At 59.7% G+C, this 14,732-nt stretch carries 12 protein-coding genes and 1 tRNA gene; 11 read left to right on the forward strand and 2 right to left on the reverse strand.

The annotated features are described in order from the left end of the window. Nucleotides 1-116: 116 nt before the first annotated feature. From P0D52_RS12330 to P0D52_RS12350, 5 genes are all read left to right on the forward strand, one after another. Nucleotides 117-935 carry a ferredoxin--NADP reductase gene (locus P0D52_RS12330; protein WP_394692950.1) on the forward strand — a complete coding sequence of 273 codons (819 nt, stop codon included), beginning with the start codon at nt 117-119 and terminating at the stop codon, nt 933-935. Between the two features lie 6 nt (nt 936-941). Beyond that, a complete protein-coding gene (locus tag P0D52_RS12335; protein WP_394692951.1) occupies nt 942-2,756 on the forward strand; it encodes an ABC-F family ATP-binding cassette domain-containing protein in 1,815 nt (604 codons plus the stop codon). A 117-nt stretch (nt 2,757-2,873) separates the two neighbouring features. Beyond that, nucleotides 2,874-3,236, forward strand: coding sequence for a PadR family transcriptional regulator (locus tag P0D52_RS12340; RefSeq protein ID WP_394692952.1), 363 nt, complete (start codon nt 2,874-2,876; stop codon nt 3,234-3,236). Further along, nucleotides 3,233-3,844: a hypothetical protein gene (locus P0D52_RS12345; protein WP_394692953.1), complete on the forward strand. Its 612-nt coding sequence runs from the start codon at nt 3,233-3,235 to the stop codon at nt 3,842-3,844. Before P0D52_RS12340 ends, P0D52_RS12345 begins: the two co-directional genes overlap by 4 nt. Next, entirely contained in the window at nt 3,841-4,764 is a 924-nt protein-coding gene (locus P0D52_RS12350) for a CPBP family intramembrane glutamic endopeptidase (protein ID WP_394692954.1), read from the forward strand. The genes P0D52_RS12345 and P0D52_RS12350 overlap by 4 nt, the downstream gene beginning before the upstream one ends. A gap of 1 nt (nt 4,765) precedes the next feature. On the opposite strand, the gene P0D52_RS12355 is transcribed toward P0D52_RS12350, so the two are convergent. After that, nucleotides 4,766-4,841 (reverse strand) — tRNA-His (locus P0D52_RS12355). A gap of 124 nt (nt 4,842-4,965) precedes the next feature. On the opposite strand from P0D52_RS12355, the gene hisS reads away from it, so the two are divergent. Beyond that, a complete protein-coding gene (hisS, locus tag P0D52_RS12360) occupies nt 4,966-6,297 on the forward strand; it encodes a histidine--tRNA ligase (protein ID WP_394692955.1) in 1,332 nt (443 codons plus the stop codon). Continuing rightward, the gene (locus P0D52_RS12365) at nt 6,297-7,166 is read left to right on the forward strand and encodes a Rossmann-like and DUF2520 domain-containing protein (RefSeq protein WP_394692956.1); all 870 of its coding nucleotides are present in this window, start codon (nt 6,297-6,299) and stop codon (nt 7,164-7,166) included. Before hisS ends, P0D52_RS12365 begins: the two co-directional genes overlap by 1 nt. Nucleotides 7,167-7,295: 129 nt before the next feature. Here the strand turns inward: P0D52_RS12365 and ileS are convergent, their stop codons facing one another. Continuing rightward, nucleotides 7,296-10,415 carry an isoleucine--tRNA ligase gene (gene ileS / locus P0D52_RS12370; protein WP_394692957.1) on the reverse strand — a complete coding sequence of 1,040 codons (3,120 nt, stop codon included), beginning with the start codon at nt 10,413-10,415 and terminating at the stop codon, nt 7,296-7,298. Between the two features lie 199 nt (nt 10,416-10,614). Between ileS and P0D52_RS12375 the strand changes: the two genes are divergently transcribed. The 4 genes from P0D52_RS12375 to P0D52_RS12390 all read left to right on the forward strand — a co-directional run bounded on the left by P0D52_RS12375 (nt 10,615) and on the right by P0D52_RS12390 (nt 14,720). After that, nucleotides 10,615-10,773: a hypothetical protein gene (locus tag P0D52_RS12375; RefSeq protein ID WP_394692958.1), complete on the forward strand. Its 159-nt coding sequence runs from the start codon at nt 10,615-10,617 to the stop codon at nt 10,771-10,773. Between the two features lie 6 nt (nt 10,774-10,779). Continuing rightward, nucleotides 10,780-12,066 (forward strand): DUF3034 family protein, encoded by a 1,287-nt coding sequence (locus P0D52_RS12380; RefSeq protein ID WP_394694794.1) that lies wholly within the window; start codon nt 10,780-10,782, stop codon nt 12,064-12,066. 53 nt (nt 12,067-12,119) lie between these two features. Further along, complete coding sequence (locus P0D52_RS12385; RefSeq protein ID WP_394692959.1) at nt 12,120-13,043, forward strand: alpha/beta hydrolase; 924 nt, start codon at nt 12,120-12,122, stop codon at nt 13,041-13,043. Nucleotides 13,044-13,112: 69 nt separating this feature from the next. Beyond that, a complete protein-coding gene (locus tag P0D52_RS12390) occupies nt 13,113-14,720 on the forward strand; it encodes a peptide ABC transporter substrate-binding protein (protein ID WP_394692960.1) in 1,608 nt (535 codons plus the stop codon). Nucleotides 14,721-14,732: the final 12 nt, after the last annotated feature.

Genomic DNA, 14,732 nt, shown 5'->3' on the forward strand with positions numbered 1-14,732 from the left:
AGTCAATGAGAGTCGTGAGTCAGCGGGCCTGAAGCTGTGACAGCGCGTCCCCGTGCAATTGAGCGCGAGGCGGGCTAAGAGACCGGCACGTTCAACAGACCTGCCGGATCGCCGCCATGTTCGACAATATCCTGACCGACGATTTTACGCCGCCGAAGACCTGTACGGTCGAGCGCGTAACCGCCGTCAAACACTGGACCGACACGCTGTTTTCCTTCCGGATTACGCGCCCGGCAGCCTTCCGTTTCCGAGCCGGCGAATTCATCATGATCGGCCTGATGATTGACGGAAAACCGGTCCTGCGCGCCTATTCCATCTGCAGCCCGACCTGGGATGAAGAGCTGGAATTCTACTCCATCAAGGCCCCGGGCGGAAAACTGACGACCGAGCTTCAACACATTGAAGTGGGTGACGGGGTGCTGCTGGGCAAGAAGCCGACGGGCACGCTGGTTCATGATGCGCTGGTGCCCGGCGATCATCTCTACCTGTTCTCGACCGGGACGGGTCTGGCGCCCTTTGCCAGTGTCATCCGCGAGCCGGAAACCTATGACAAATTCAAGGAAGTCATTCTGACCCACACCTGCCGAACGGGTGCCGAGCTGGAATATGGCAAGCAGCTGGTGGCAGACATCCGCAAGGACCCGCTGGTCGGCGAACTCGTCGGGGACCGCCTGATCCATTTCACCTCTACCACGCGGGATGAAACACAGGACCAGCGCGGTCGCATTACCGATCTCATCCATAATGGCGAGCTGGCCTCTGTCATCGGGCGCCCCCCCCTCGATCCCGCCACTGACCGGGTGATGATTTGTGGCTCCGACGCCATGCTGCGGGACCTCAAGCAGATCATGCTGGACAAGGGATTTACCGAAGGCTCGAACGCGGCTCCAGCGCAGTTCGTGATCGAGAAAGCCTTCGCCGGAGAAGGCGTCTAGCCCGGCATGGCCAGCCCGCCACTCCTGACCCTGCAAAATACCTCGCTGACCTTCGGGGTGACGCCGCTTCTGCGTGAGGCCAATCTGACGGTGGCAGAGGGCGACCGCATCTGTCTGGTCGGGCGCAATGGCTCGGGCAAGTCGACTTTCCTGAAAATCGCCGCAGGACTCGTCGAAGCCGATAGCGGCGAGCGCTTCCTGCATCCGGGTGCCACTGTTCGCTATCTGGAACAGGACCCGGACCTGACCAGCTGGCCGACCGTTCTCGACTATGTCCGGGCCGGAATGACGCCGGGCGATGATGAACACCGTGCGCTCTATTATCTCAACTCGCTCGGCCTGACCGGGGACGAGACGACCGGAACGCTATCAGGCGGCGAGCGCCGCCGGGCGGCTCTGGCACGCGCGCTGGCACCGGCGCCCGACCTGCTCCTGCTGGATGAACCGACCAACCATCTTGATCTGCCGGCGATTGAATGGCTGGAAGGCGAGCTGAAATCCTGTGGATCGGCCTTCGTGTTGATCAGTCACGACCGGCGCTTTCTGTCCAATCTGTCGCGCAAGACCGTCTGGCTGGACCGAGGCGCGACACAGGAATTGAACAAGGGCTTTGCCGCCTTCGAAGACTGGCGTGACGATCTTCTCGAGAAAGAGGCCGAAGAACAGCACAAACTCTCGCGCGAGATTGCCCGAGAGGAGCATTGGGTGCGTTATGGCGTGACCGCCCGCCGCAAGCGCAATGTCCGCCGCATGCGCGAACTGGGCGACCTGAAAGACAAGCGCCAGAATTACGAAAAAAGCGTCGGCCTCGCCAATATCGAGCAAACCGATGCCGGCAAGTCCGGCAAGCGCGTGGTCGAGGCCAAGGGGCTGAACAAAAGCTGGGGTGAGACGCCGATAGTCCGCGATTTCTCGATCCGGATTGATCGCGGCGAGCGGATCGGCCTGATCGGGCCCAATGGCGCGGGGAAAACGACGCTGCTCAATCTGCTTATCGGCAAGATCGAACCCGATAGCGGCGAGATCCGCCTGGGCACCAATCTGGAAATCGCGACGCTCGACCAGCACCGCGCCGTGCTCGATCCGGAATGGTCGGTGAAGGATGCGCTTTCGCCCGGTGGCGACATGATCGAGGTCGGCGGCCAGACCAAGCACGTCATGGCCTATATGAAGGATTTCCTGTTCCGCCCGGAACAGGCCCGGACGCCGGTTCGCACCCTGTCAGGTGGTGAAAAGGCGCGCCTCCTGCTGGCGCGATCGCTGGCCCGCCCGTCCAATCTGATGGTGCTGGACGAGCCGACGAATGATCTCGATCTGGAAACGCTGGATCTTCTGGAGGACTTCATCGCCAATTATGAGGGCACCGTGATCCTCATCACCCACGACCGGGATTTTCTCGACCGTATCGCCCAGCGCGTGGTCGCGCCGGAAGGCGGCGGCAAGTGGCAGATCTATGCGGGCGGCTATTCCGACATGATGGCGCAGCGCGGTGCGGATGTAGCTGCCCGCAAGGCGGCAAAGTCAACGTCTGCGCCAAAATCCAGCACGCCTTCCGCCGCTCCAAAAGCTGAAAAGCGGAAAATGGCGAACAAGGACAAGTATGCGCTGGAACGCCTGCCCGGCGAAATCGATTCCCTGACCACGACCATCACAAAACTGGAAGCCGAACTCGCCGCGCCGGACCTGTTTACGAAAAACCCGGACCGGTTTGCCGCCGCATCGAAACAACTGGCCGCCGCACAGGAAGAGCTCGACGCCAAGGAAAACCAGTGGCTGGAGCTGGAAGCCCTGCGGGAAGAAATCGAAGCCGAAAACAGTTAGATAGCGCCGGTTCCAGAGTAGATCGGTGGGGTCTGCCCAAGCAATGATATCCAAATGGGCTTGACTATATCGGATACCGGTATACTGATACCTGAAATATCGGGAGCAAGCCGCTTCATGGCTGAGAATACATCATCGTTTCTTGAAAACTGGCGCATGCAATCGCGCAAGGGATTGCTGGAGCTCTTGATGTTGCGGGAACTCACAACCGGCGACAATTATGGCTACGATCTGTCAGAAAGACTCAAGAATATTCTTGGCGTTCAGTTCTCTGATGGTGCGCTATATTCGGTGCTCAGCCGCCTGACCGCCATCCAGGCCATTCGCTTCTATCACGAGAAATCCAAATCCGGCCCGGCCCGCAAATACTATGCGATCACCGATACCGGTATCGTCTTGCTGCAACAATTGGAACGCGCCTGGGCAGAAACCATCGCTGCGACCCAGACCGGACCGGACCGGACCGAGGCTGAGCCATGAAACATACTCCCTTCACAACGTTCCGGGCGCGCCTGATCTGGGCCGCCCATAATGCAAGGCTCCGTTTTGCCCTGCGGGATGTTCCCCGGCAGATCCGACGGCGCGTAATTGGTGATCTCAATAGCTCTGTTCGCGAGGCCGCTGCCACCGGAGGACTCACGGCTGCCCTGGCGCGCCTCGGCCGTTTGGATGACTTCCTGCCCGACTTGCTGCAGGCCGAAGGTATCAGCGGCATCCGACTTCAGCCTGTCGACGATATTGGAAATCGGGGCCGTACCCGGCTCGCGATCGGAGCCGCCCTATTCAGTTTGAAATTGTTGGCTTTTCTGTCGCTCGCAGCAGCGGGATTCGCCCTTTTGGGCTTCCTCGCCGGCGCTTTCCTGCTTCCTGGTCAATTCGGGCTTCACCTGATCGGTGACGACGAAATCCAGCTTCGTATTTTTGCAGCTTCGTCAGATGCAACAAGTCTTCTTGGGCCAGTACTGACCAGCTTTCTTCTTGTCACTGGCGTATCAGCTTTGGCGTTAAGCATCCGCAAGCTGGGCCATCTATCCATCGAAGCTGCAACAACGCTTTCTGCATTTTTCAAGCCGTGGAGATCATCATGATCCAGCTTCTCGCTCGCAGGCCCGTGACGATCTTTATGATTCTGACCATGATCGTCACCTACCCGCTCGGAATTGCCGCATTGATCGGCTTGCAACCGCTTCAGGACATAATGCCGGATGGAATCCGGGATGACCTCATCACCGGAACCGTCTCGCGATATGCTCCGACCCTTGTGGCCCTCTTCATGATGGCCACGGTCTATGGCACGCCCGCCTTCCGGGCCTGGCTGGCGCAGCTTTTCAGAGTGGCGGTCCATCCGGCCTATTATCTGGGCATTCTTCTGATCATGATCGCCGGTTGGGCCATAGCTGCCGGACTGGTCGCATCGGGTAGCGGCGCGGACGTTTCCGCGCTGATCGAAACGGATCTTGCTTCATCGGATTTCACATTGATCAGCCGCCTGATCGATTATGGGCGGGAAATCGCCTACGTCTTTGTGACAAACGGCGAAGAAACCGGATGGCGCTTCTTCCTGACGGCGATTTTATTGACAAGAATGCGCCTTTTCCCCGCATCGCTCGTGATCTGGGCCCTTTGGTCATTCTGGCACTGGCCGATCCTGTTGCTCAGCGGTGGGGGGCTGAACGTCATTGCTGCCTTCACAGTGCTGCTGATGCCCGCGACACTATTGGCGAGCTGGCTCTACGCGAAAACCGATTCGCTCTTCCTGTTACTTTTCGCCCATGGCGTGTTTAATGCGACGACAGAATATGCCTATGCCCGGCAGTTTCCTGGTCTGGAAGCTGTTACCTCACAGTATGAGGCTTTGGCTGCGCTCTATATGGCTGCCGTTTTCGGTTTTATCGCGCTGATCGTCGTTGCGCGCGACCGCGCACTCTTCTTCCAGACCGCCAACCCAATAGACGATGGCGGCTGGGCAAGTCGCGCCGAACGGCACGGGGCTGAGTTGGAGGAGTGAGTGGGGCGACTGACGGGGTTTGAACCCGCGACCGCTCGGATCACAACCGAGTGCTCTACCAGCTGAGCTACAGCCGCCACAAACTCAAGGAGGCGGGTTATAGAAGGCCTATATGCCGCGTCAAGCACGTGCGAGTATGGACAGGCAGGCCCTTGCAGCGCTATCGCCTGTTCCGCGCCCACAAGAAGAGAGCCTATCGCCTTGTCCGACAAATCAAAACCCGTCGCCAAAGCCCGCGCCATCAGCGGATTTCCGGAATACACACCCGAAATACGCCGGGCCGAGCTGCGCTGGATTGATACCATCCGCCAGACGTTCGAGCGCTATGGCTATGTGAATATCGAAACACCGTCCGTGGAGGAGGTCGAAACTCTGGCCGCCAAGGGCGGCGATGTGGACAAGGAAATCTACGGGCTGCAACGCCTCAACGCGGAAGGCGAGGATAAGGGCGCGCGCCTCGCTCTGCACTTCGACCTGACCGTGCCAACGGCCCGCTATGTGGCCCAGCATTTCAACGCGCTGACCTTTCCGTTCAAACGCTATCAGATCCAGCGCGTCTGGCGCGGCGAGCGTCCGCAGGAAGGCCGTTTCCGCGAATTTCTGCAATGCGATGTCGATGTCATCGATCAGGACGGGATTTCGCACGATTTCGATGCAGAGATTCCGCTGATCGCACTGCAGGCGCTGAACGCGGTGGGCGCCGGCCCTGTCCGCTTCATGCTGAACAACCGAAAAATCCTCGTCGGCTTCTATGAGGGTCTCGGCATTGAAAATGCCGGAGACGTCATCCGCGTCGTCGACAAGATCGACAAGCTGCCCGTCGGCGAGATCGAGCGTATCCTCCTAGAGGAGCTGGACCTGTCGGCTGATGCGGCCAGGGCTTGTCTGGCGCTGGCGCAAATCCGGTCAACCGACAATGCGTTCGCCGACGAGGCGCGCAAGCTGGGCGTTGAAAACGCGCTATTTGAAGAAGGTCTGACCGAGCTTGAGACCGTCATGGACCGGTTGAATGCCGCCGATACCGGCGACAGCGTGGTGGAGGCCAATCTCGCGATCGCGCGCGGGCTCGATTACTATACCGGCGTCGTCTACGAAGTGCAGCTGATCGACTATCCGGATTATTCCACGATCTGCGCGGGCGGCCGCTATGCTGACCTGGTCGGGGCCTATATCAAGCGCGACCTGCCGGGCGTGGGCATATCCATCGGGCTGACACGCCTTTTCGCCAAGCTGGTGAAGGAGGGCGTCATCACAGGCGAGCGCGCCTCGCCCACCGATGTGCTGATTGCACGTTTTCCCGAAAGCGATGTTCTGGAGCTCGACCGGCTGGCCAATCAGTTGCGGGAGCGCGGGATTAATGTCGAGGTTTATCACGAGGCCGCGAAGCTGAAGAACCAGTTCCGCTATGCCGAGCGCAAATCCATCCCCTATTTCTGGTTTGCCGGAGACACGCATGAGGTCAAGGATTTGGGTGCGGGCGAGCAGGCTGTGGCCGATCCGGCGAGCTGGCTGCCCGCACGCCTGAAAGCCTGATGAAACGCCTCGCCATCATCGGTCCCGGCAAGGTCGGGCGGACGCTGGCCAAACTGTTTCATGAGGCGCAAGTCTTCGAGATAGGCGCCATCGTCGCGCGACGCCCGGAAACCGCAGCAGACGCCGCCGACTTCATCGGTGCGGGCCGAGTAAAAGGTGATCCGGCAGAGGCCGATATCATTCTGGTCTCTGTGCCGGACCCGGAGCTGGAAAGCGCGCTGGCGCGCCTCGCCCTGTGTGATCTCAAGCCGGATACGATTATTACCCACACGTCCGGCGCGCGCGGACTGGAAGCGTTTGCTTCGCTGACCGGTCTTCCTGTCCGCTGTGTCTGTACCCATCCGGTCAAGGCGTTTTCCGATCCGGACCGCTCGGTGGCGACTTTTGCCGGCACAATGGTGACGCTGGATGGCGAAGCATCGGCGCAAGCCGAACTGGCCTCTGCGTTTCAGGCCATCGGTGCGCAAACGCTCGCATTGCCTGACGGCATTGACCGGACGCTTTATCACGCCGCGATCGTGTTTATGGCCAACCATTTGCCGACGCTCATACAGGCCGGGCTGGAGACGTTCGCGCAGGTGGGCATCTCTCGCGCAGACGGCCTTGCCATCGCCGGCCCTATCCTGCGCGATACGCTGGAAGCGGTGTTGGGGCGCGGCCCCGCCGCGGCTCTGACCGGACCAGTCGCGCGCGGCGATGCCGAGACGGTGTCGCGGCATCTGGAAAAGCTTGCGGCTGCGGACCCGGATCGGGCGGTGCTCTATGCCGCGCTCGCCCGGGCTACGGCGGATCTGTCCGCCGAGAAAGGCGAAGCATCTGTGGACGGCTTGTTGGCGATCCGGGAGCTGACGGAGCCCGATACCAACTAACCCGTCATCCCGGACAGGCGCTAGCCTGATCCGGGACCCATGCGGAAACAAAACCATCTCGGATTGGGTCCCGGGTTTACGCCTCCGGCGCGCCCCGGAATGACGGTTTATGTTCGAACGGCGTCGCGCCTACGCCTTCTTCACCGACACTTTCGCCACATGACCCGTCAGCTTGGCTTCGGTGGTGAAGCCATCGCCAAGCGTTGCGATCAATTCAACGGCCAGCGTTTCCGTCTTGATCATCTCACCATGCGCCGAAATGGCCGAGGCCACGGCGTCATCGCCTTCCACGCCCAGAATAATCCGGTCGGAGACGTCGAGATCGGCTTCCTTGCGCGCGGTTTGCACGGCGCGGATGAGGTCTCGGGCCAGTCCTTCGCTTTCCTGATCGGCATCAACCGATACATCCAGCACGGCGGCGCCGATCTTGTCGAAAGGCTCGGCGGCGGTGCCCTCAGCGCTTTCCAGACGCATTTCGAAATCATCCACGCCCAGCGTTTCGCCCGCGACGACAGCGGTGCCGTCATCATTGAGGGTAAACTCGCCCTGTCGCGACGCCACCATGACATCTTTCATCTTCGCGCCGAGGCGGCGGCCAATGACGGGATTCACCTTCATCTGAAGCTCGCCATATTGGGCTAGGTCTTCGGCAAAAATGACGTCGCGGACATTTACCTCATCCGCGATCAGGCCGGCATAAGGCTTCAAGCTCATGGCTTCCGGGTGCGCCACGACCAGTGACTTCAGGGGCAGGCGGACACGAAGCCGGAAACGTTCGCGCACCGCCAGCGTTGCCGAACAAGCTTCACGGACGCGATCCATAGCGGCGACCATGTCGTGATCCTGCGGGAAGAGATCTGCAGTCGGCCACGTCGTCAGATGCACGGAGCGCTCGCCGGTCAGGCTCTTGTATAGCTTTTCGGCGACGATCGGCATCAGCGGCGCGACGATTTGCGAGACCCGCACCAGCACGGTGTAGAGCGTATCAAACGCGGCGGCCTGCGCCTGCGCATCCTCACTGCCCCAGAAACGGGCCCTCGAGCGACGGATATACCAGTTCGTCAGCGCATCCATGAAAGCCTTGGTCTCGCGGCAGGCGCCGGGCACGTCATAGGCATCCAGGCGCTCGGCCACGACCGCCGCAAGCTCGCCCGTCTTGGTCAGGATGTATTTATCCAGCGCATCATCGGCTCTGGAGACCAGTTGCGGCTTACGCTCTTCCAGATTCGCATAGAGCGAGAAGAAGGCATAGGCGTTCAGGAGCGGTGCGATTGCTTCACGCTGAACGGCCGCAACTTCGCGGCCTTCCTTCGGCACCAGAAGGTCGCCCCCGGTCAGAACCGGTGAGGAGATCAGGAACCAGCGCATCACGTCCGAGCCGTAATCGTCGAAGAATTCCAGCGGATCAGGATAGTTGCGCAGGCGTTTGGACAGTTTCTGGCGATTTTCGTCCAGAACGACGCCGTGACAGATGGCCGATTTGAAGGGCGGGCTATCAAACAGCATCGTGCCCAGCACCATCAGCGTGTAGAACCAGCCGCGCGTCTGGGCGACATATTCGACGATGAAGTCGGCCGGAAAATTATCCTCGAACCAGTCCTTGTTCTCGAACGGGTAATGCACGGCCGCATAGGGCATTGAGCCGGATTCAAACCAGCAATCGAAGACATCCTCGACCCGGCGCATCATGGACTTGCCGGTCGGGTCGTCGGGATTTGGACGGACCAGGTCATCGACATACGGCCGGTGAAGGTCGGTCACTTCAGTGCCGAAATCCGCCTGCAATTCCTCGATCGAGCCATAGACATCGACGCGCGGATAATTCGGATTATCCGACACCCAGACCGGGATTGGCGTGCCCCAGAAACGCGAGCGCGAGATATTCCAGTCCTGCGCATTGGCGAGCCAATTGCCGAACAGCCCGTCTTTGACATGCGAGGGCGTCCAGTCAATCTGCTGGTTCAATTCGACCATGCGCTCGCGGAATTTCGAGACTTCCAGATACCAGGACTCGACCGCCTTGTAGATGAGCGGTTCGTCCGTGCGCCAGCAATGCGGATAATTGTGGTCGATCGTGTCGTGACGGATGAGCTTGCCTTCATCCTTCAAACGCTGGGTGATCGGCTTGTTGGCGTCAAACACCAGCATGCCTTCGTAGTCGGGGATGGCACTGGTGTATTTGCCGGTGTGATCGACCGGCACGACGACGCCGATACCGGCCTCCTTGCAGGCGCGCAGGTCATCCTCACCAAATCCCGGCGCCATATGCACGATGGCCGTTCCGTCTTCGTCAACGACGAAGTCGCCCGACAGCACCTGGAAGGCGTTTTCCTGATTGATGAAATAGTCAAAGGGCGGCGTGTAATGCAGGCCTTTCAGCTCTGTGCCTTTGACCTCACCCAGCTTCTCATAGCCGTCGAGCTCTTTATTGTATTTTTCCAGGCCATTGGCCGACAGAACGAGCTTGTCGGAGCCATTACCCATCACCGCATAGGTGATGTCCTCGCCAACCGCGATGGCGAGGTTGGACGGCAAGGTCCAGGGTGTCGTCGTCCAGATCAGAACGCGCGCATCTTCCAGCAAACCGGTGCCATCGGTCAGCGGGAAGGCCACCGTGACGGCCGGATCCGTGCGCATGCGATAGGAATTATCCAGCCGCGTTTCGAAGTTCGACAACGGCGATTCGACCGCCCAGCTATAGGGAACGACGCGATAATCCTTGTAGACCAGCCCCTTGTCGTAGAGCTGCTTGAACGCCCAGATGCAGCTCTCCATGAAGGAGACATCCAGCGTCTTGTAGTCATTCTCCATGTCGACCCAGCGCGCGGACCGGCGGATATATTCCTCCCAGTCTTCGGTATAGCGCAGGACGGCGGACCGGCAGGCCTCATTGAACTTGTCGATACCGAGATCCAGCACCGCCTTGCGGCCGGAGACGCCGATTTCCTTTTCCGCCGCCAGTTCGGCCGGCAAGCCATGCGTGTCCCAGCCAAAGCGGCGCTCGACGCGCTTTCCTTTCATGGTCTGGTAGCGCGGGATCACATCCTTCACGAAACCGGTCAGCAGGTGTCCATAGTGCGGCAAGCCATTCGCAAAGGGCGGGCCATCATAGAAGACAAACTGATCCTGCTCGGGGCGTTCAGACACCGACGCCTCGAACGTCTTGTCCTCATCCCAGAACGCCAGAATTTCCGTGTCGATCGCCGGGATGGACATGGGCGATGGCAGCGAGGGAAATTTCTGTGTCATGGCGATACCGATTCAAGGGCCGAAGGAAGGTTGCTTGATCCCATCCTTTGAACGGACAGGCAAGCAAGGCCTGCCGATATAGTCAGCCGCACGCGCGGGTGCCAGCCCCCTGACCCAAAAACCCCACAGAAATTCAGGTTTTAGGGTCTGGAAAGGAGTGATTGCTAGACATCGGTCCAGGCGAATTCGGGATGCTCTCATGATTTTTCTTCGTTGGTTGGGTGCGGGCATTGCCCTGCTGGCCCTGGCCGGACAGGCTGCCGCGCAAATGCCATCCATCGAAACGGGTGGAAAACTGCTGCTGACACGTGGCATTTCCAATATCGAGGGGGCAGGCGGCGGCGGCATCGTGCCCTGAGCGCTGATCACAGGGAACGAGACCGAGCGCGGCATTGGCGGCACGGCCTATACCAGCGCTGTCTTCCTCAATGACTTCACGGTCAATACGTATGGTGCCGCCATCGGTTTCTATGACCGGTTCGAGCTCTCCTATACACGGCAGCGGTTTGATACGCGCGATGCCGGTGCGGCGCTGGGTCTAGGACAGGGTTTTACCTTCCAGCAGGATGTATTCGGTGCCAAGCTGCGGCTCTTCGGAGACGCGGTTTACGGTCAGGATAGCTGGCTGCCGCAGGTGGCCGTGGGCGTTCAGTACAAGGACGCCAATCGCGATGCGATTGTCCGCGCAGTCGGGGCGCAGGATGATTCCGACATTGATATCTATGTCAGCGCAACCCGGATCGATCTCGCCAACAGTCTGGTCCTCAATGCAACCCTGCGATCGACGCGCGCCAGCCGGCAGCGAACCGCGCGTTATGATGCGGACGCATATGGCGATCCCGGTGCGACACTGTCGATGATGAGCCGGCTGATTTCCGGTCTGAGCACCGGCGCTGTCTATCTGGAGCACCAGCCCAAATTCGACATTCGCAAGCAATCTGTCACGGGCGTTGAAACCCTGTTGCGCTGGAAGGATCCGGTATTCGGCCAGGTCCGGCCCGACATCTTCATCGAACGAGCCGAGGAAACCGGACATATTGCGCCGATTACCGAATGGGTGCTGCAACAGGTCATTTCCGAACAGAATCGCCTACGCGAGGCCGGACACGATCTTCTTTTCTCGCTCAACATTTCAGGCCGGTTGCTGACGGATTCCCGTTTCGTCGACTCGGCGCTGAAGACGCTGGCAGAAAGCGCGGCGCGCCTGTGTTTCGAGATCACGGAAACGGCCGTTATCGATGATCCTGAAACCGCGCTGGACAGCATGAATGCCTTCCGGGAAGCTGGCGTGATGATCTCGATTGATGATTACGGCGAAGGGCTCTCCTCTCTCTCCTATGTGCGGTCCATGCCCGCCGAGGAGTTGAAGATCGACAAGAGCTTCATTCTCAAACTCGACCAGCGCGAGAATGATGCCCTGCTCGTGAAATCGACGATCGATCTCGCCCATAGCCTGGGCATGAAGGTCACCGCAGAAGGGGTCGAGAACGCCATGAGCCTCGCCATCCTCGCGTCCCTGGGTGCCGATATCGCGCAAGGCTATCATATTTCCCGGCCGCTCGGCTTTGAGGCGCTCGTATCGTTCATGGATGCCCATGTCGCTGGAGCTGAACCGGGACGGGACGGCCACCGTAATCGCGCTGCGATTTAGGGCTGGTTGTCTACTCCTTCCTGCGGGCAATATAACGTCCAACGGGGGACAAGATGATCGAGACCATTCCACCACGCTTTGGCCTGAAAATACGGACCGCACTGGGCCGCCGAATGGCGCGCCGGGCTTCGAAGGGGCTGAGCCCCGAGGTCGACATGGAGGTCGGCCGCAAAATCATGGACGCCACGGGCAAGCGCATTCCGATGGACAAGTCCATTGTGTATGCGGATGTGCAACTGGCCGGGCTGCGCACGCTGGTCTTTGGTCCGAAAGCGCCGCGAGACGGGCAGCTTCTCTATATCCATGGCGGTGGATATTGCCGGGGTTCTGCCTACAGCCACCGCCCCTTCATTTCCCGGCTGGCCGCTGCGTTGAACATGAAAACGCGCGCGCCGGATTACCGGCTGGCACCGGAGCATCCGTGCCCGGCGGCAGTCGATGATTGTCTGGCGGCCTATCGTGACATGCGCAAGGGCATCGAAGGCCCCGTCGTAGTCGCCGGAGATTCGGCCGGCGGTGGCCTTGCGCTCGCCCTGACTCTGCGCCTGAAAGAACTGGGCGACGCCCTGCCGGATGCGCTCATCCTCTACTCGCCCTGGTGTGATCTGACCGTCAGCGGCGAGAACACCTTTTCCAACAATGCCGTCGATCCGCTCCTGCAAGCGGAATGGCTACAAGAGGCCGCCCCCCTTTATGGCGGCGAGATGGACCTCGCCGACCCGCGTGTGTCGCCACTGTTTGGCGATTTTGACGGCTTCCCGCCGACCCTGATCCAGACCGGGTCGGATGAAGTCCTGCTGGATGATACAACGCGGCTGTTCGAGCGTCTTGATGCCGCAGATGTCGATGTCTCATGCGAGATCTGGACAGGGCTGTGGCATGTCTTCCCGATATTCCAGCCATTGGTGCCTGAGGGCCGGACAGCCAATCGCCGGGCGCGTAAATGGCTGGATGGCGTTCTGGCCACCTCTGTTTAGTTTGCCGCTCGCTTGGCTTTTGCTTGACCCCCGACAACATCCTGACCAAGGTGAATGCGGGGGCAAAACATGTCAAAATTTCTTGGGCTTGCAGGTGTTTTTACAGCGGCTTTTCTGGCCGCATGCAGTGGCGGCTCAGATGAGTCCCGAACGCTGCATCGCGGCAATGACGGAGAACCGCTGACGCTGGATCCTCAAAAGACGATTTTGCTCGTCGAGTTTGCGATCATCATGGACATGTTTTCCGGCCTCTATGTCGCGAATGAATTTGGCGACACCATACCCGGACTGGTGACGCACGCCGAGACATCGGACGATGGGCTGACCTGGCGGTTTACGCTGCGCGATAGCCGATGGTCTGACGGTGTTCCTGTGACGGCCCATGATGTGGCTGCCGGAATGCAGCGGGCGGCGGCGCCGGCGACACTCAATGAAAACAGCTCCAAATACTTTGTTTTCGAAAACGGTGCGGAGGTCATTTCCGGTTCTCTGCAGCCGGAGGCGCTCGGTGTTGAAGCGCTGGATGATCAGACTCTGGAAATACGGCTGGCCTATCCGATGCCACATCTTGAGGGTTTTCTTGTAAATAACAGCTACCCGCTGCCTCGCCATGTTTACGACATTCATGGCGATGCCTGGATTCAACCCGAAAATATCGTCACGAACGGACCCTATATTCTGTCGCAGTGGCGAACGAACAATTTCATCGAATTGACCGCCAATCCGGAATTCTTCGAGGCCGACCAGGTCTGTTTTGATACCGTCTATTATTATCCCGTATCCGATCGCGTCACCGGTGAACGCATGGTCCGGACCGGCGAGCTTGACCTCAACACCGACATTGAGGGGTCGAATATCAGCATGTTGCGCGAGCAACACGGTGAATTGCTGCGGGAATCCGCAGGCTATACTGCCGAAGACATCCTATTCAATACGGCGGCGGGACCGTTTGTGGATGTCCGCGTACGCCAAGCCTTTTCCATGGCAATCGACCGGCGCTTTATCGCCAATGAAGTGCTGAATGGTGCCTCCAATCCGAGTTTCCGGATGATTTCTGAAGCGGTCCCGAACGCGGCGCCGGGCCTGCGGCTGTCCTATGCGGACGACAATATGGAGACACGGCGGGAACGGGCGAGAGCCCTTTTGATCGAGGCCGGTTACGGACCCGACAATCCGCTGACCGTCGTCTATCAACACACGCCATCCCAACAGCGTATTGCGCCGGTTTTGCAACAGGACTGGGCGCTGATCGCCCCTTGGGTCTCTGTCGAAATCAGCGTCGGCGACGCACAGTTTCACTATTCCGCAATGCGGGCTGGCGATTTCACCTTCGGCAATAATGGCTGGACGCCGGTATATGGCGATCCCTATGCCTCCCTCCTGATGTGGGAGAGCCGCGCCGGCGAAATCAATTACAGCCGCTGGACCAATCCTGAATACGACGCACTCATCGAGGCCGGACTACTCACCCACGATGCGGCAGATCGACAACGCCTGTTCGGGGCAGCGGAAGAAGTCCTGCTGGAAGAAGTACCGCATGCCCCGCTGACCGTACCTGTCAATTTCGACCTGGTGGGAGCGGATATCACCGGATGGAACGCCAATCCGGCCCGTCAGAACCGGTCACGCTGGCTATGCCGTGAGGGATTGGAACCGATTGGTCAGGCGGCCGAATAACGTCTCCTCGCC

The organism is Hyphobacterium sp. (assembly GCF_043584775.1).
Taxonomy (GTDB): domain Bacteria; phylum Pseudomonadota; class Alphaproteobacteria; order Caulobacterales; family Maricaulaceae; genus Hyphobacterium.